Genomic DNA, 18,145 nt, shown 5'->3' with positions numbered 1-18,145 from the left:
GATCAGCAGGCCGATCTTTTTCATACATCTATGTTCTCATTCCGCCCATTCCCAGCGATGACGATTTTGCTCCAGCATCGGATGCAGGTATTCGGACGATCCGTCAATGATGAGACGCAACTCTTTGATCCAATCCTTGAAGGAATCAAATGAAGCAAACATATTCGCCATCTCTATCGTCAAATAAAGAAAGTGAGGGGCTGGATATTCCGCAGTGATATGGCGCAGCGCGCTATCCACAGGTGTATATTTCTTTCTCTTGCCCTCAAGCCCCTCCACACGTATACGTGAAGTTGGATGTTCCCGCCGCCAATCATGCAGGCGGTCTTCTCTTTTGTAATATGCCTGTATCGAATCCTTGCTCATTCGTTTAAACGTGCTCTCGTGTAAAGGATACAACACAAGCTGTATGAATGAACGGGTATCTACCGTTGCAGCGGCGCGCTCGAGTTGCTCATCAGTCACATGTTCAAACGAGTCATAAAAAGTCAGTGTGCCTTTGCGGCTGGCCGCCGGTGGCTCATAACCATAAGGTACAGATGTATATTTTCCAGACATTTCACCCCTCCTTGTTTATACGCACATTCGTACAAAGGTGATTGGGATAACCCAGCTCATGTTATTATACGCTAACGATCTTGCTTCAACTCGGAATAAAATGTCATTCTGTTCTTGCCTGCACGTTTGGACTCATACAAAGCTTCGTCCGCCATCCGAATAATCTCACTTGGGTTGTCGCTGTTGGTTGGATATTCGGCTCCTCCAATGCTACATCCAATTCGAATGCGCTCGTATTCGATAATAAACGGCTTGTTCAGACTTTGAATGATGGCTTCTGCATAAGCCATGGCTTCTTCCCTCGGATGACTTCCAACAGACTGAAGTACAATCAGGAATTCATCTCCGCCCAATCGGACTGTTATCCCCTTCACCTGACCAAGAGCAGACAGTCGCTGGGCCACTTTCTGTAACAACACATCTCCAGTCTGATGTCCAAGTGTATCGTTGACCCGTTTGAATCCATCGAGATCCAGATAGAGAAAAGTCAGCGTGTGATTTTCACTTTCGGTCTCCAAAGACTCCTCCAGATACACTTCAAGGGCAGTGCGATTCGGCAGTCTAGTTAACTGATCAAAATGCGCCAGATTCTGCATCACGACCAGCTCTGAGTTTTTATTCATAAGAGAGGTCAGCATATCCCGAAGCGAACGGGACAACACTTCAATCTCCTTAATCCCCTTAATCGCAGGAATCTCAAGCTCTTCCCCTGCACGCAGTCGATTGGCTACTCTGGTAAGACGCACAAGCGGGGCAGAGATCAGACGTGAGACAACCCAGCCAATCAGTGCAAACAGCACGGTAACGGCGAGTCCAGACCACACATTAAACCACATCAGGTCAAACACAGACGCAAAAGCAGATGACTTGACTTGACGAATGACTACGGTCCAGCCTAATCCGGGATAATCCAGATGACCCTGGCTGTAGGCAAACCCTGTCACATATTCATTACCATCAGGCCACTTCTCAATGGACCAACTGCTTTTGTTGAGCTGGGCCTCTTCAATGCCAGGCAATACTAACGGTTTACCGATCCATTCCTTCGGCCCGAGCAGCACTGTATGTTCCTTTTTGCTAGCGATAAAAAATTCAATGTCCTTTTCTTCCCTTTTTAATGGGGCAAGTACGGATTCCTCAACTTCCTTCGCCCATTCCCAGCTTAAATGTGCAGCGAGCACACCTTGAATCATTCCTTTGTTATCCTTCAGCGGAAAACTGATATCGACAAATTGCAACGGCTCTCCCGTTGGATTCGGAAGCAGCTTGGCAAGAAGTACTGCATTATGCACATCTCCAATGAATTTACCCTTGATTCCCTCCTGATACACAGGTCGCTCTGATAAATTTTCCCCAAGCAAGATACCATCCGTAGCAGCTAACACTTTTCCCTTCGGGTCCATGAATCCAACCCATGAGAATGAGGGAAAGCTATCTTGTAACTGATCCAGCAGCATCTGAATCTCATCAGGTTGGAATTCATCTTCCAACGAAGCCATTCGGCCCAGCAGGTCCAGTTCACCCGCGCGAGCCGACATGAATCGATCCAGCTTGTCCGAAGCCTGTGAGGCCGTGCCTGTAAGCGAGTGACCAATCTCAGTCTCTACAGCAACAAATGATTTTTGGCTAAAAATAGACCCAATTGTCAGAGTAACCAGCAAGGATAACACAGCAAAGATGACTGTAAGCACAGTTCTAATTTTGAATGACATTACTTCCTCCATTACACGGTGAAACCATCTTGCTTCTCAACATAACTATGCTGTAAAGAGTACACGGAATGTCACCTCGGACGTGTCTCAAAACTCGCTGAAGTGCATCTTTTACCGCCTTTTCGCCCCCTGCTGCGTCACTTTCCCTTGACGTGCCCCGGCACGCCTGCGGAAAACTTCCTGGCTTGGAACGAAAATTCGGCAAAATCTGCTTCTTCGGAGTTTCAGACACGCCCTAATCGTTTTCATATTTATCGGAACTTGTGTGTTTTTTTATTATACATGCCCATACAATATTATACTGAAATCTTCACCGTGTTTCTTCCATTCAAAGAATAGACACGATTCTGTATATACATACTTGGGTTATGAATATAGAGAGCAAGCATATCCTTCAAAGGATCATGCGCCTGTATGTCACAGAGAGAGTAATCGAAATACTAAACATTGGGGGTGTAATGTTGAGCCTGCTTCATGTTGCTGTTATTCTGCCTTTTGCCGCTGGCATTCTTCTTGCCATGCTGCATCGTTTCTTCCGTAAATTACATTTGGGATGGCCGGTTCTCCTTGTCCCGGCACTATTATTTGTATACTTTGCGAGTCTCATACCCGCTGTCTCACAGCGCAATACCGTATCCGGAAATATCCCGTGGATCCCTTCACTGGACATTGGATTCAATCTGTATCTGGACGGTCTGAGCCTCATGTTGACACTGCTAATCACCGGAATCGGTGTCCTCGTTGTTCTCTACTCCATCTTCTACATGGATATGAAAGAAGCGCTGAACCGTTTCTACCTGTATCTGTTGATGTTCATGGGAGCCATGTTGGGCGTGGTACTGTCTGATAATATGATCGTGCTCTACGGATTCTGGGAATTGACCAGTATTACGTCATTCCTGTTGATTGCATTCCATTACAAACGTAAAGCCTCGACTTCAGGAGCACAAAAATCATTCCTGATTACGGTATTTGGCGGTTTCGCCATGCTTACCGGATTCATGATGATGTATCTCATTACAGGAACATTCAGTATTCGTGCAACCATTACAGGATTGGGTCAGTTTCAGGAAAGCGCACTATTTCTACCCGCACTTATCTTGATCCTGATTGGAGCTTTCACCAAGTCAGCTCAGTTCCCGTTCCATATCTGGTTGCCGGATGCCATGGAAGCTCCGACACCTGTGAGTGCCTATCTTCACTCAGCCACCATGGTCAAGGCCGGACTGTACGTTGTCGCACGGTTTACACCAATCTTCGGTGGACAGGGACTCTGGTTCTGGCTCGTTACTGGCGTTGGTCTTCTGACTTTGTGTTATGGATCATTCCTGGCGGTGAAAAAAAACGATCTCAAAGCGATTCTTGCCTATTCGACCATCTCTCAACTTGGTCTGATCATGTCCCTCTTAGGGGTTGGATCTGCTGCTCTCTACTTCGGATATGGCGAATCCTCTGCGATGTACACTGTGGCAATAACCGCTGCGCTACTTCACCTGTTTAATCATGCAACCTTCAAGGCCGCTCTGTTCATGGTCGTAGGGATTGTTGATCATGAAACGGGTACACGTGACATACGGAAGCTCGGTGGACTTGCTTCATTCATGCCAATCACATTCACCGTGGCATTGATCGGCTCACTTGCCATGGCGGGTATTCCGCCCTTCAACGGATTCCTGAGCAAGGAGTTATTCTTCCAGGCGATGGTGGAAGTCACGCATCTACGAATCTTTGGACTTGGGTCCTGGAGTGTTCTATTGCCGGTATTCGCTTGGCTTGCAAGTGTGTTTACCCTGATCTATGCGCTTATTATCGTGTTCAAAACATTCCTCGGTCGTAGCCAAAGCGAGATCCCTGCCGAGAAGCTGCACGAAGCGCCCGCTGGCATGCTCATTCCGCCTGTTGTTCTAGGTGTTCTTGTCGTTGTATTCGGACTCTTCCCGAATCTGCTGGCCGGATCACTGATTGAACCGGCAATGGCCGCTGTGCTTCCATCCCTCTTGAATGGGAATGAGCGCTTCGATGTACATTTCTCCCTGTGGCATGGATGGACTCCGGAACTAATCATGACAATCGGAGTTGTGATTCTCGGAATCACTCTCTACAAGCTGTTGCCACGATGGAGGAATATTTATGAGCATTATCCACAAGGATTAACAATTAACAATATGTACCATGTTGTGCTGGATAATCTTCAGCATTATGCACGCAAATGGACGGAAGCCTATATGAATGGCTCGGTTCGTAATTATCTCGTTTACATTTTCTCATTCACGGTCGCGTTGCTGGTCTATGCCTTCTTCCATTCAGGAGAAAATATTACCTGGAATCTGCAAGGCAATGCACCTTACTCATTCTATGAGGTGGTACTGCTAGTCACGCTCATCGGTGCTGCAGTTTCGATTCCTTTTGCCAAGAACAGACTATCGGCAGTCATTATGACTGGAGCAGTTGGTTACCTTGTAACCCTGCTGTTTGTACTCTTCCGGGCGCCAGATCTGGCGTTGACACAGATGATTGTTGAGACGGTATCTGTTGCACTGTTCCTGCTATGCTTCTACCATCTGCCTGAGCTTCAACGTGGCAAATCAAGCCGCAGTTATCTCACGGTAAATATGATCGTAGCGATTGCGGTCGGGATCGTGATGACTTTTGTTGCATTGGCCGCAAGCGGAACAGCCTCACTGGACAGCATTTCTACTTTCTTCCTTCAGGAAGCCTATGACTCAGCTGGTGGTAAAAATGTCGTGAACGTGTTGCTGGTAGATTTCCGTGGCTTCGATACATTATTGGAGATTATGGTGCTTGGCGTTGCTTCGTTATCTATCTACTCCATGATTAATCTGAACCTCGAAGCGAAAGATCTTGGAGCCCGCTTGAAGTTCCGTAAGAAGGGCGAGGGTCAGGATTCCGAACCTGCTCTGGATGATGAAGCGGACAATACGAAAAAGTATGGTAACCGGGAACGCAGCTCATCCTCGTGGGATACTGTCCCTTTGCAGAGTAATGATGTATTGCTGCAAACGACCACCAAGGTTGTTGTGTTCATCATACTGACGTTTGCCATGCACCTCTTCTTTGCAGGTCACCACAATCCGGGCGGAGGTTTCATCGGCGGCTTGGTCACAGCGGCAGCGCTCGTATTGATTGCCCTGGCATTCAGTACAGATACGATACGCAAAGCGTTACCGGTTGACTTCCGTATGCTAACAGGAATCGGATTGGGTATAGCTTTACTCACGGGTGCGGGTTCATTTATATTCGGAGTCCCGTTCCTAAGTCAAACCTTCGGCTATTTCGAACTTCCTTTGCTGGGAGAGACAGAACTCGCTACAGCCATGCTGTTTGATCTTGGCGTGTATCTCGCTGTCCTGGGTGTCACCATGACCATCATTCTACAGATCGGGGAGGATCGCTGATATGGAAATATTGATGTGTGTAGCCGTTGGCATTCTGTTTGCGGTTGCCGTCTTTTTAATCTTGTCGCGGAGCCTGCTCCGCATCGTACTTGGCATGTCCATACTAACCCATGGCGTGCATCTGCTCTTGATCACCATGTCACGTCTCAAAACTGGGGCACCACCGCTGCTTGGGGAGATGGCTGAACGTTATGTCGATCCTCTTCCTCAGGCTTTGATACTAACTTCGATTGTTATTAATTTCGGACTCACTGCGTTCTTCTTTGTTCTCTCCTATCGTTCTTATCTGAAGCTGAGAACAGACGATATGGAAGAAGTAAGGGGGCGCCCATATGAATAATCTCGTCGTTCTGCCCATTCTGTTGCCTTTGATTACAGGTGTTCTGGCTCTGCTATTTTTCCGGAAAACGAATATCCAGCGGATCATTAGTGTCATTGGACTTTTGTTTACAGCAGCGGTCTCAACGATACTCATTACGCGGGTAGCTCAGACTGGAGTGCTAACGCTTAATATGGGTGGATGGGCACCTCCCTATGGTATTGTGCTTGTTGCGGACATGGTATCGGCGCTACTTGTCGTTGCCGCTTCCATCATTGCACTGGCGTGTCTGCTGTATGCGTTCCGCAGTGTGAACAAGGAGCGGGAAGAACACCACTTCTATCCGTTCTTTCATTTTCTGATCGCGGGAGTTAACGGTTCATTCCTAACCGGAGATTTGTTCAATTTGTTTGTCAGCTTTGAACTGATGCTCATCTCTTCCTATGCACTGATCGTATTGGGAGGTACGGAAAGACAGCTTCGGGAAACGATCAAATATGTCTTGATTAACATCGTTTCTTCAGCTCTTTTTGTCGCTTCCATCGGCTTCCTCTACTCCATAACTGGCACACTGAACATGGCAGATTTGTCCGTCAAAATTGCTGAAGTGGGACAGAGCGGAGTCATTACCTTAATTGCTGTTCTCTTTCTGATCGTATTTAGCATCAAGGCCGGGCTGTTCCTGTTCTTCTGGCTGTCGGGCTCTTATGCGGCACCACCTGCTGTTGTCACTGCATTGTTCGCAGGATTGCTTACCAAGGTTGGCTTGTACGCGATTGTGCGAACATTCACACTGATCTTCTATCATGATCCTGATTTCTTCCATGCACTAATCGGATGGATGGCTGGAGCAACGATGGTCCTGGGTGTCATTGGTGCGATCTCATACCGCGATGTAAACAAGATTCTCATCTACAACGTGGTCGCAGGTGTAGGGTTTGTCGCTTTTGGTATGGCCGCGGCCAGTCGCCCTGCACTGGAAGGTCTGCTCTTCTATATGCTGCATGATATGTTGATCAAAACATTGCTCTTCCTGCTCGGCGGTGCCTTGATCGCTGTTGCCGGAACATCCAAACTTGATAACATGGGCGGGCTAATCCATCGCTATCCGCTGCTAGGCTGGATGTTCTTCATTAGCGCACTTGCCTTGGCAGGTTTGCCGCCATTTAGTGGATTTCCGGGGAAGTTGCTTCTCTTTGAAGGAGGCTTGCAGGCAGGCTTGTATGGTCTTACCGGCATTGCGGTGCTTTCGAGCTTGTTGATGTTATATTCGGTACTTCGTATCTTCATACAAGCGTTCTGGGGCGAACCGCCTGCCGGGGTTACAAGACGCCCTTACGCGGTGAACGGCCTTCTGATTCCTGCCGGAATTCTGTTTGTATTCATCATCGTAATGGGTGTGGGGGCTGAAGGCATGTTCCAATTGACCTCCCGCGCAGGCGATATTCTACTGCATCCCAATATTTATATTGATGCCGTATTGAAGGAGTAGATGTCTATGGCCTTTCAGATTGTACTGAATCTTATCATTGCTTTTGTATGGATGTTTCTGAACAACGCCTGGAATGGTGTTGGTTTTCTCATAGGTTACCTGCTCGGACTGCTTCTCATCGGGGGGATGCGCAGATTCTTCCCCCAGCGCTTCTATATTGTGCGAGTCTGGGCCATTTTCAAACTAATTACACTGCTGTTCAAGGAACTGGTGCGAGCCAGCATTGAGGTTATACGCCAGATTATCAAGCCTAAGCTCGATATAAGGCCCGGTATTTTTACGTATAAAACTCAATTGTCCTCGGATTGGGAAGTTACTCTGCTCTGCTTACTCATCTCATTGACACCAGGTTCTCTGCCACTTGAGATCTCGGGTAATCAACGTAAACTGTTTATCCACGCACTCGATATCAAGGATGAACAGAAAATGAGAGATGATATCCAAAATACATTCGAAAAAGCAATTATGGAGGTGACGCGTTAATGTTATCCTCACTGTTGTTCATCTCATTGCTCATTCTCTCCTTAGCCATTCTGGGTTGCTTGTACAGGGTGCTTCGGGGACCATCCATGGCTGACCGGATCACGGCACTGGATACCATCGGTATCAATGTGATTGCCATCGTTGCCGTTCTGTCGATGATGCTGCAAACTCAGGCCTATCTGGATATTATCTTGCTGATTGGCATTTTGGCTTTTCTAAGTACAGTGGCATTTGCACGTTATATTGAACGGGGGGCGGTATTCAAAAATGATGGAGATCGTTAAAGTAGCCGCTGAAACCGCTATAGGTCTACTCGTACTGCTCGGTGCACTACTCAGTGCACTCAGTGCATTCGGACTTATTCGTCTGCCTGATGTATATCTGCGTGCCCATGCCGCAACCAAAAGTATGACACTTGGAGTGTTCTGTGTATTAAGCGCTACATTTTTCTACTTCTGGTATTTCGATAACTATATCAGTGCCCGCTTGTTGTTAGGTATCCTGTTTGTATTCATCACGGCTCCGGTCGCCGGACATCTGAACGGACGGGCCGCCTATCGCACAGATGTACCACTGTGGGAGCAGAGCGTGCAAGATGAACTGGAACCCTTGTTAAAAGGAAAAAAAGTGAACCATGAAGCCAAGGATATGATGGAGTAATCCCCAGCCTAGGCATAACAAATACCCCCGAGGATCAGCCGCCCTTTTCGCGGCATGTTCTCGGGGGTATTTTTTTATTTTGCATACACGGATCATATCAACCACTGATTATGCAGACTGATTAAGTAATAAAGTCAGAATCCATTCAGTCCCTGTCTTCTCAGATCCGCAGCCACAATACGTGCAAGCTCCGCAGCCCCTTGACGATTCGGATGCAGACTATCCCCTGTCATATACAGAGCAAGTGTTGCCGCAGGACCAATAGACGTGAAATAGGCTGAACTCAGCTTGTTCAGTTCAACAAGGGTAACCCCCTCTTCCTGAGCGAGTGCACGTGTGGATTGATTGTACCAGCGGTTCTCCGCTTGATGCACATTGGCTGTATTAAAATCTGTTGCCCGGCCCTGAGGCGTGGAGAGGATCACCGTTGCTCCTTTGTTCTTCGCCTTACGTACCATATCCCGCATAATCTCTTTGAACTGCGCCTCCGTTGTATTATTCTTGGCATTGGTATCGTTAATTCCGAATTGCAAAATAAAATAATCTCCCGGCTTGATATACTTGAGAATCGCTTCCATCTGACCATCATCGCGGAAACCTCTCGCAAATTGACCACTTGCCGCCATATTTCGAACCTGGAAGATGGAATTGTTCACATAGGACGGAAACAGCTGTCCCCAACCTCCTTGTACACTGCTACCCAGCGGATAGTAATTACAAACTGTTGAGTCACCACCAATGTAGATTGTGCGGTTGGTAACGGTCTGATTGGATAACTTCCGGATTTCGAGTGCACTAAGTGTGAAGGCCGTACCTGTCTTTCCTTCTGTAACCAGCAGGTTTAATTGCCCGTCAGTCACCGGAATTTGAAATTGGTCCGTTGCCCCGTTGCCTGTCATATTGATGATCTGGTAGACACCTTCTGCAGCCACACTCGCTCTGGCAGTATTGCCCAGGACCACTTTAACTTCATATAGGCCATTGGACAGATTCACATTGAAGGTATTGGTGCTCTTGGTGCCGTAAGTCAGAAACTGCACAGCGTCACTCTTAACCCCGCTTCCTGAGGCAGACACATTCCTCATCTGTGCAGGTGTGTTGAAGCCATAACCTTTCGTGGGCGTATAAGCATCTCCTGCGGACACGCCTGTGTAACCGCTCTCAACGCCACCCGAACCAAAATCAAATCTGTAATTGTCCGTTGCCGCTTCGGCGACTTGCCCTCCACTGCTTCCCAAACCGATGCCCATTGTACTCGCAAACAGAACAAAACAGAGCAGAAGCTTAACCGATATTGACCATTTCATCACTGAATTCTCCTCTCGAATATACTACGAAGACAGAATAACCTTCCAATCGCTGTTATCCCCAGATTTTTCGATTCCCTTTTCTCAAGGGAAAATCCGGTGATAGCTTATGCTTCCGATGTAGCTTTCTTGCAGAAAGCTTGTAACTTCGCTTTTTCAGTTTTTTTAAGCCTCAGTTTCACAGAACTTGGTCAAGCCAGTCATAGGCTTTCACTCCGCTAATCTCATGTGCACCGGTAAAGAAATCCGCATCCAGTGATTCTGATGCTCCCGCCTGCTCATATATGTGTGTCAAACGGGTATACGCCTCTCTCGCTGCATGGATGGGGAACACCTGATCATCACTTCCGGCTTCAATAAAAAGTGGCCTAGGCACAATCAGGCCGATGAGATCCGGCAATTCCGCTTCACGCAGGATACCTGGCACATAGTTGTCCAGACAATGGTTCCGATCCAATATGCTGCCCTGGAATGTATTTGCATAACCGCTTACCACAGTTGCCCTGAACCGTTCATCCAACGCGGCTGTAAATGCGGTCACCAGCCCCCCGCCCGAGATACCCATGCTTCCAATTCGCTCCGAATCCACTTCTGGCCGAGTCGATACATAATCCAATACACGTGTTGTTTCATACACCCTATGACCGGCGAGGGTCTTCCCCACCATGAGCAGATGCGCAGCAATCTTCGTACAGGAGCTTACCCCTGGTGGCGCATCGCGGTCCTCTTCCAGTCTTCGATCACCAAATCCGAGCAACTCTGGAGCCGCAACCACATAACCACGCTTCACAAGAGCTACTGCAAAGTCCTTGTGTAATCCGGGCTCGCCTGTCCGTAGTGACCCATCCGGTTCCATACCCGATATCTCTCTGCTACCGTAGCCATGCCCATGACAAGCAACGATAGCAGGTCTCTTTGTATCAGTAACGCTTCCATCACCAGGAATTAATAAATATACAGGCATGCGAAGTCCTGCATAGGTCGTGATTTCAATCCGCTCCCGAATATATCCGTCACATGTAATGCGCTCCAGTAAGACAGGATTCAGTGCGGCCGCCATCGTGGGAAAACCTCCCAGCCGTTCTTTCACACGTGTACGTAACTGACTGCGCCATAACTCCAGGGGTTGATCTGCATGATACGCGGAACGACCACGAATATTCGTTTGTTGTTGTAGATAGGCTTCAATATCAGACATGGGCCTGTGTCCCTCCTGTTTTTAGTAGGATAACGTAGATATAAGACTGTGATATGGAATTAATCCCATCCATTATAGAACATCCATGTCACCCATGAATTGAACATGTTTGCCTGTTTTGAATAGAATCACACGCTTTCTAGCCAAAAAAAGGATATCTCCAACCTGAAGACAGGTTACGGAAATACCCTTCATTTCATCTGACCTGGCAGCCACCAGTTCCACCTGCCCATTAATTTCATCAATGCAGGTACCAGTATTAGACGGATTAATGTAACGTCAATCAACACCGCTGCCGTGATTCCGATCCCTAACTGCCTCACACCTGCGACTTCAGCAAAAGCAAACGGCACAGTCACCGCAAGCAGAATGGCCGCTGCGGAGGTGACCAGACGACCTGTAGAAGCCAATCCCTGTTGGACAGCCACATCACTGTCTCCGGTTCGTCTATACACTTCCTGAATACGGCTCAGCATAAACACACCATAATCCATGGATATGCCAAACACCAATCCTGCAATGAATACAGGAATCATAATCGCAATAGCTGACGGCTCCATACCTAGATGTCCTTCATTGAACACCCACACCAATATGCCAAATGAAGCGGCTAAGCTGAGCAGATTCATCACAATTGCCTTGATTGGAATGAGCATCGATCGGAATGCAGCCAGTAATACAAGATAATTGGTGACCACTACAAATACCAGCACTTTGGGCAGTTGACTTGTGACTTCCTGCATTATTTCATACTGCTTGGCAGCTTCCCCACCATAACGTAGTTTTACGTTGTTGGAACCTGGTGCATGATCGCTATTCCTCATTCGTTCCAGCCAGTCTGCGACCTGCTCCGACCCGGGCTCCCCGTACACGTTGGCTATTAAGCGTATGGAATGATCAGAGACCGTTGAACGCAGCCATGCCGTCCTTATTGACTCCTTGTCTTCTATGGAAGGAGTGAGCGCCGACGGTGGAATTTGAAAAAGGCTCTGCGAGCCATTTTGATTCGGCTGTAATAGGCCCCATGGTGAAACAATGCTCAATACGCCCGAGTCCTGCAGTAATTGACGGGCTTTGTTGTGGGCCAAATGCCAGTGAGAGGCAGTCAACAGTTCCTGCTGTCCGCCAATCACGATCTCGATGGCGGAGGTATTCTTTTGCCCCAAATCATGTTGCAACTGCTCTGCTGCCTGGCGGGACTCCATTCTCTCTGGCAGTGAAGAAGCATCCGGGACGGACAGTTCCAGCCGGGTCACTGGAAAAACACACAGGAGCAGCACAACCGTACCTCCAATGGTCATACTGACGGGTCGTTTCATGACCATCGCTGACCATCGATGCCAGACCGAGCGTCTAGGTAACCAATGGACTAACTTTCGCCTGAAGATCCGACCCGTAGACAGTGACAGCACGGCTGGAAGCAGTGTTACATTTAAAAGCAGCGATAGGAGCAGAACGATGATGGCCCCCAAGGATACACTCAGAAACATCGGCAGTCTGATCCAGAGCAGACCCAGCAGCCCAAGGAGCACGCAAGCTGCCGAGAACAACACCGCTCTGCCTGCTGTACGCAGTGTTCGCTGAAGAATCTCCCTACGCAAAACCTCGTTCTGCATAAACAGACTTCTGCCCTGGACATTAGCTTCGCCTTCATCTTCATAAGCCCGCTGAACTTCTTCCCTGTACCTGCTCAGGATGATCAGGGCAAAGTCTATACTCAGTGCCATGCCCACCATGGGAATCACATTAATGATAAAGTTGGACAATTCCAGATGATAACCAAGGAGTGACGTGACTCCCATCGCAGTAATCACAGCACTGATCCCCATCATGACAGCAATCAACGCGGCATATAGCCCTCTGAATGCAAAACACAAAACGATCAGGGCAATCGGTAGGCCCACCATCTCTGCCCGTTCCAGATCACGAAAGCTCAGATGATTGACATCCTGCTGCACGACTGCCTTCCCCGTCAATTGCACCGTACCTGGACCGTCTGTTTCCAGCACGGCGCGCAACTGCTCCAGTGGGGGACCCATCTGATGCGCGGTCACATCCATTTTCACAAGGGAATATGCCCTATGGTCTTTAAGCGTCACCCTTTCGCTAGCATCCAAAGGGGACGCGATAGAGGTTACCGCAGGCAACACTTGAACCTGTGTCAAACGATCCTTGATCCACTGCCTGAACTGTAACGGCGAGGTATTTTCCTTTTTCTCAAACACCAGAATAACCGGATCAGCGGGAGATCCGAATTCATCCTCCAGAACAAGTTCAACCGCTTGCGCATCCCCGTGAACCCGTTTTAATCCGTGATCCTGAACAATGTCAGGTAACTTCCACGCCCAGACCGTTGACATCCCGATGATAAATACCCAGCAGAGAATAATGAACCGCGGATATCGGCTGATGAAGGCAGCAAGTCTGCGATAACCCATACCTAAGCTCCTCTGCGATCAGATTAGTCATTCGATTATATTCATCGGTAAGGGTAAGATCATAAGCACATTCATACACTTGCGGTGTATATCTCCTTCACTCGGGTTCGCGAACTATTGGATGCCGTGATTCACAGGTGTTCTGTTCGCTATGGGGGCAGGGATGTATTTAAAAGGAAGTAACTCTGCTGTCAGTCCCGGGCCAAAGGCCAGCGCTATCCCACTGGAATGCTCTTCCTTCTGTCTGTAATCCTCGCGGATGGCTTGAAGAACAAAAAGAATCGTCACGGACGACAGGTTGCCATAATCCCGCAGGATGTTTCGGCTGTAGGAGACCTGCTCATCTGTCAACTGATACAGCTTCTGAACGGCATCCACGATGCCTCTGCCTCCCGGATGGATTGCCCATATTTCCGGTAAACTGCTTCCCTCCAGCAACTGTTCTACCTCTGGACCGAGATGCAAACCAAGCAGCTTCGGAATCTGTGGTGACAGGTAGAGATCAAAGCCTGTATTGCCCACTTCCCAGATCATTTCTTCTGCACAATCCGGGAGCAGCGTTGAGTGCCCTCGGCCCAGTCGAAAACATTCATTACGGTCTGTTCCGGACGCACCAATAATACAGGCAGAGGCACCGTCTCCGAAGAAAGATGCAGCATACAGGTCGTCCCGTTTGGCAGATGGCTGAAAGTGAAGTGTACATAGTTCCACACACACGATGAGAACCGTAGCCTTCTGATCTGTCGTTACAATGGAATTCGCCAGTTGGATCGCCTTCAGACCGGCTGCACATCCTTGAAACACCAGTGGAATCCGGTTGATCTGCGGTGACAGTTCAAGCTGTTGGATCAGCCGAACATCAAGTCCGGGCAGGAATTGCCCCGTGCAACTCACCGTAATGAGATGTGTAATTTCCGAGGAGGTTACGTCTGCATCCTGAATGGCCTGTCCGGCCGCCTCGAGACCAAGTGGAACAGCAGCAGCTTTGTATTTGCCCATACGCTCGGATGTAGTCGGAACCTCGTCCGCATTGGTAAAGGGTAAATATCGGCAAGAATCAACAGGCTCAAGCAGATTTGGTTCACACGTATACCGAGTCTCCACACCGCACTGATTAAAGATTCGTTTGGCCCACCTTCTCGCATCCGGCTCATGTTCCAGCGCTTGCGCGAGACGGGCAGACACATCCTTTTGCTCAATACGGTGGGCAGGCCACGCCGTTCCTATTCCCATAATACTTGCCCCAGTATTTGCCTCAAGCTGGTTCATCGGCTTAACCCCCTTATAGTACGTGTTCAAAAGTAGGCTTTTTAAACAACCTATATATAAAATAGGTTCATATGACATGTGTGCAGGATATAGTACAAGTCTATTCACTACCTGTCCTGTTTATGTTCATATTAACAAGCAAAGGCGGACAACTTATGCGAGTTTCGCACGTGCTGTCCGCCTTTGATACCGGATTAAACCCGTTCCTATATTACATATTCGATCTGTCAGAACTATTCAGGCCGAATTATCGTGAATCTCTCCCCAAGCTTGGCATAATCATTACCCGCCAGTCGGCTGACTGGTTTCAAATGATCCATCAGGACATAGCCCTTGTCCGGATTGTAGACTTGTTCGCTGAAATGATACTGTACAATGCGTACCAGTAGCAGGTCACTCACTGGTTTGCCCTCATCATTCGTGATCGGAATGTGTTGATACAGCTCACACTCCATCCGAATGAGTGCTTCCTGAATTCCTGGCACAGCAACCTTGGTACTTGACACTGTAGTCAGTTTTGTCCGCTCAAGCTCACTTTCGTGGGGTTCCAGTATGGCTGCTGTCTCATTCACTTCTGTTATGATTGCTTCATCACAGATATGCACGACCAGTTCTTGATGAGCAATCACATTACGTGCAGTATCTTTCATGATACCGTCTTTACGTGCAATAGATATGGATAACAGCGGCGGGTCCGAACTAACCACATTAAAGAAACTAAAAGGCGCTGCATTAATTACACCATTCTTATCTGAAAGTGTCGTCACAAAAGCAATTGGACGTGGCACCACCGAACCACTCATCAGTTTATAGTTGTCTCTCCCCGTTATTTCACGTGGATCCAATGTGTACATATGTAAATATCCCCTTCCATGCTCGTGAAGCAAATGACAACTCTACTTCATGATACGACAATGTTTCTACTTCTTTATTATATATCGTAAAATGCTAAATTAACAAAAAAACTCCCTGGTGCCCACTGCACCAAGGAGTTTGAACATGCCATTTCGTATTGGCTATTTCTTATTTAACGATGCTGTTCTGAATGTCTTCCATAATTTGAAGATTCGCTTGAACTCCACTATACAACCAGCTACTGGACCGGGTGAATTCAAAGACATTACCTGTCTTTACAGCAGGAATGCTCTGCCATACGGCATCTTTCAGCGCTTCTGAGCCTGCTCCCTTGTCACTGTTCACCAGGAATAGATAGTCTGTGTCCATTTCCGCGATCTTCTCCAATGAAATCTCAGACCAGTTACCCGTTGCCTTCGCAGATGCTTCCTTCACAACATTAGGCTCTGCAAGTCCAAGTTCGTTGTACATCACTTCACCACTGGAAACATTGTTGCTTACAACATAAAACTTGTTATTGAACAACCACAACGCTGCGGCCGACTTTGTTCCTCCAGTAACAGCAGTTACTTTTTCTTTGATTTCCTTTGCCTTGGCATCATAATCGTCAAGCGCCTTCTGCGCTACATCCGATTTGTTCAGAAGCTCGCCGATCTTGAGCAGAGCCTGACGCGAGTCCTTGTTGACCTCATCTCCGAGTACATAAGTAGGGGCAATTTTGTTGTACTGTTCGTATTTCTCCCCTTCAACTGTACTTTCAGAACCCATAATAATCAGGTCTGGTGAGAAACTGGCCATGGCTTCAAAAGGTAGATCACTTGCAATACCAGGTATACCATTCAGATCGGTTTGCAGATAATCCTGCAAACCACTGCCGTTGTTGATGGCCCATTGTGCTGCTGGCTTAACACCGAGTGTAACAAGATGGTCTTCCAGATAAGACGCGATGATGCGCTCCGGATTTGCGGGAATTGTTACTTCGTGTCCCATTGCATCTGTTAATGTGCGCTCTGTAGCGGCTTCTGTTTGTGTCTCTGTCTCCGTTGTTGTCTCGCTCTCTCCTGCTGCTCCATTCTCTGCCGTTTTTGTTCCACACGCGACCAACCAGATGGACATAACCATCACCGTCATTAGAAGCATGATCATCTTTTTATTTCTCTTAAACACTTGATATATCCCCTTTCAATTCATTATAAAAACCTTATTCGGCGTTATTGTGACAGATTTCAATGTTCAAAAATATTGAAACTATTATTGATACATATAATATCCGTATGTACATTTGTCCGATTCCATTGACAATGATAATTGTTATCAGTTCAGTTGTCAATTCGATTTTGCTCTGCGCTATAAAGTTGAACTACAGATTGTTTACACTGACACTACGATGATAAAACAACCTTCCAATCGCTGCTATCCCCAGATTTTTTCGATTCCCTTTTCTCTAAGGGAAAATCCGGGGATAGCGTATGCTTCCGATGCAGCTTTCTTTCAGAAAGCTTTTAGGCGAGTGTATGCTTTCGAAGTAGCTTTCTTGCAGAAAGCTTGTAGCTTCGCTTTTTCAGGTTTTTTCTATCCTCTCCGTTTGTGTAAAGGATTAGTTCAACTATATAGATCATATAAAATCTTCTTGGCGGCACTCACATATAGGCGGATGCCGCCATATGCTGAATGCAGAATACGACGACAGGAAGGATGTTCTGTACATGTATTACGAATATAACCCTTATCTAAGTTATGGAGAAGACCGTTCCTTTCAATTACCTCCACTGTTCCCAGGAGGTGGCGGTGGCGGCACACCGGGTGGTCCGACGTTTCCTGGTATCCCTGGCGGTCAAGGCACCTATCCTCCATACATTCCAGGCGGAGGACCCGGTCCATATATCCCTGGAGGCATTCCAGGTACAATTCCGGGTACAGCACCGGGCGTACCTGCGCAACTGACTCAAGGCAACCTGCCCACCCTACTTAGTGCCTATCCTCGTCCGGTAGGTCAGCCTCCGGCAGAAATGCTTTTTCTGTATAACCTGATCAAAAGCAGCCCGGGTCTGCTTCCGCTTTTCCTCCAGCAACAGCCGCAAAGCCTCACTCAAGCGGTTCAATTTGCACAGACTGGTGCAGCGGCACCTCGAGAGAACGAAGAACGTGCGCTGCCCAACTTTTGCTATAACCGATGGTCCCTTGTCTTCACATACAATGATGTCTACCTGATGTGGCCTGCAATTAATCTGTTTGGTTTTGTGGTGGGGTACTTCTATCCATTCCTCACGCCAGGTATACTGTCCAATACACAGATTTTGTTTGCGCTCTGCTAAACCTGTCCTTGCCTACAGCAAGAGCCCCACTTGGAAGCATAATTCCTTCCAAGTGAGGCTCTTTTTCGTCCTTTTATCCAGATGTACCTTTACATTACTAAGACTCCATAAACGCAAGGTGTA

Annotated in this window: 15 protein-coding genes; 7 read left to right on the top strand and 8 right to left on the bottom strand. The window is 47.7% G+C overall.

Annotation, left to right across the window (positions count from 1 at the left end; all coding sequences use genetic code 11):
- Positions 1–36: 36 nt before the first annotated feature.
- Both MHI55_RS13640 and MHI55_RS13635 read right to left on the bottom strand, forming a co-directional pair.
- Positions 37–558 carry a hypothetical protein gene (locus MHI55_RS13640; protein WP_036608711.1) on the bottom strand — a complete coding sequence of 174 codons (522 nt, stop codon included), beginning with the start codon at positions 556–558 and terminating at the stop codon, positions 37–39.
- A 71-nt stretch (positions 559–629) separates the two neighbouring features.
- The gene (locus MHI55_RS13635; RefSeq protein WP_340390256.1) at positions 630–2,270 is read right to left on the bottom strand and encodes a diguanylate cyclase; all 1,641 of its coding nucleotides are present in this window, start codon (positions 2,268–2,270) and stop codon (positions 630–632) included.
- Between the two features lie 461 nt (positions 2,271–2,731).
- On the opposite strand from MHI55_RS13635, the gene MHI55_RS13630 reads away from it, so the two are divergent.
- Genes MHI55_RS13630 through mnhG form a run of 6 tightly spaced genes read left to right on the top strand, consistent with a single transcriptional unit; the run spans position 2,732 to position 8,640 of the window.
- Entirely contained in the window at positions 2,732–5,686 is a 2,955-nt protein-coding gene (locus MHI55_RS13630) for a Na+/H+ antiporter subunit A (protein ID WP_340390599.1), read from the top strand.
- A 1-nt stretch (position 5,687) separates the two neighbouring features.
- On the top strand, positions 5,688–6,026 hold the full coding sequence (locus tag MHI55_RS13625; RefSeq protein WP_036608715.1) for a Na(+)/H(+) antiporter subunit C: 339 nt from the start codon (positions 5,688–5,690) through the stop codon (positions 6,024–6,026).
- Entirely contained in the window at positions 6,019–7,497 is a 1,479-nt protein-coding gene (locus tag MHI55_RS13620; RefSeq protein WP_036608717.1) for a Na+/H+ antiporter subunit D, read from the top strand. The genes MHI55_RS13625 and MHI55_RS13620 overlap by 8 nt, the downstream gene beginning before the upstream one ends.
- Positions 7,498–7,503: 6 nt before the next feature.
- Positions 7,504–7,980 carry a Na+/H+ antiporter subunit E gene (locus MHI55_RS13615; protein WP_036608718.1) on the top strand — a complete coding sequence of 159 codons (477 nt, stop codon included), beginning with the start codon at positions 7,504–7,506 and terminating at the stop codon, positions 7,978–7,980.
- Entirely contained in the window at positions 7,980–8,264 is a 285-nt protein-coding gene (locus tag MHI55_RS13610) for a Na(+)/H(+) antiporter subunit F1 (protein WP_017688855.1), read from the top strand. Before MHI55_RS13615 ends, MHI55_RS13610 begins: the two co-directional genes overlap by 1 nt.
- Complete coding sequence (mnhG, locus tag MHI55_RS13605; protein ID WP_017688856.1) at positions 8,248–8,640, top strand: monovalent cation/H(+) antiporter subunit G; 393 nt, start codon at positions 8,248–8,250, stop codon at positions 8,638–8,640. Before MHI55_RS13610 ends, mnhG begins: the two co-directional genes overlap by 17 nt.
- A 134-nt stretch (positions 8,641–8,774) precedes the next feature.
- Here the strand turns inward: mnhG and MHI55_RS13600 are convergent, their stop codons facing one another.
- The 6 genes from MHI55_RS13600 to MHI55_RS13575 all read right to left on the bottom strand — a co-directional run bounded on the left by MHI55_RS13600 (position 8,775) and on the right by MHI55_RS13575 (position 16,874).
- Positions 8,775–9,890 (bottom strand): GDSL-type esterase/lipase family protein, encoded by a 1,116-nt coding sequence (locus MHI55_RS13600; protein WP_340390598.1) that lies wholly within the window; start codon positions 9,888–9,890, stop codon positions 8,775–8,777.
- 235 nt (positions 9,891–10,125) lie between these two features.
- On the bottom strand, positions 10,126–11,145 hold the full coding sequence (locus MHI55_RS13595) for an alpha/beta hydrolase family protein (RefSeq protein WP_339187919.1): 1,020 nt from the start codon (positions 11,143–11,145) through the stop codon (positions 10,126–10,128).
- Positions 11,146–11,336: 191 nt separating this feature from the next.
- Positions 11,337–13,583: an MMPL family transporter gene (locus MHI55_RS13590; protein ID WP_340390254.1), complete on the bottom strand. Its 2,247-nt coding sequence runs from the start codon at positions 13,581–13,583 to the stop codon at positions 11,337–11,339.
- 114 nt (positions 13,584–13,697) lie between these two features.
- Entirely contained in the window at positions 13,698–14,852 is a 1,155-nt protein-coding gene (locus MHI55_RS13585; RefSeq protein WP_339187923.1) for a type III polyketide synthase, read from the bottom strand.
- 233 nt (positions 14,853–15,085) lie between these two features.
- A complete protein-coding gene (locus MHI55_RS13580; RefSeq protein WP_339187925.1) occupies positions 15,086–15,706 on the bottom strand; it encodes a flavin reductase family protein in 621 nt (206 codons plus the stop codon).
- Positions 15,707–15,875: 169 nt separating this feature from the next.
- Complete coding sequence (locus tag MHI55_RS13575; RefSeq protein ID WP_084650154.1) at positions 15,876–16,874, bottom strand: ABC transporter substrate-binding protein; 999 nt, start codon at positions 16,872–16,874, stop codon at positions 15,876–15,878.
- Between the two features lie 497 nt (positions 16,875–17,371).
- Here MHI55_RS13575 and MHI55_RS13570 point away from each other — a divergent pair, with 497 nt between their 5' ends.
- The gene (locus tag MHI55_RS13570) at positions 17,372–18,022 is read left to right on the top strand and encodes a hypothetical protein (RefSeq protein ID WP_339187927.1); all 651 of its coding nucleotides are present in this window, start codon (positions 17,372–17,374) and stop codon (positions 18,020–18,022) included.
- Positions 18,023–18,145: the final 123 nt, after the last annotated feature.

This window comes from Paenibacillus sp. FSL E2-0151 (assembly GCF_037993015.1).
GTDB classification, from domain to species: Bacteria; Bacillota; Bacilli; order Paenibacillales; family Paenibacillaceae; genus Paenibacillus; species Paenibacillus amylolyticus.
The sequence above is the reverse complement of the archived record's forward strand: the minus strand, read 5'-3'. Positions and strand labels throughout refer to the sequence as shown.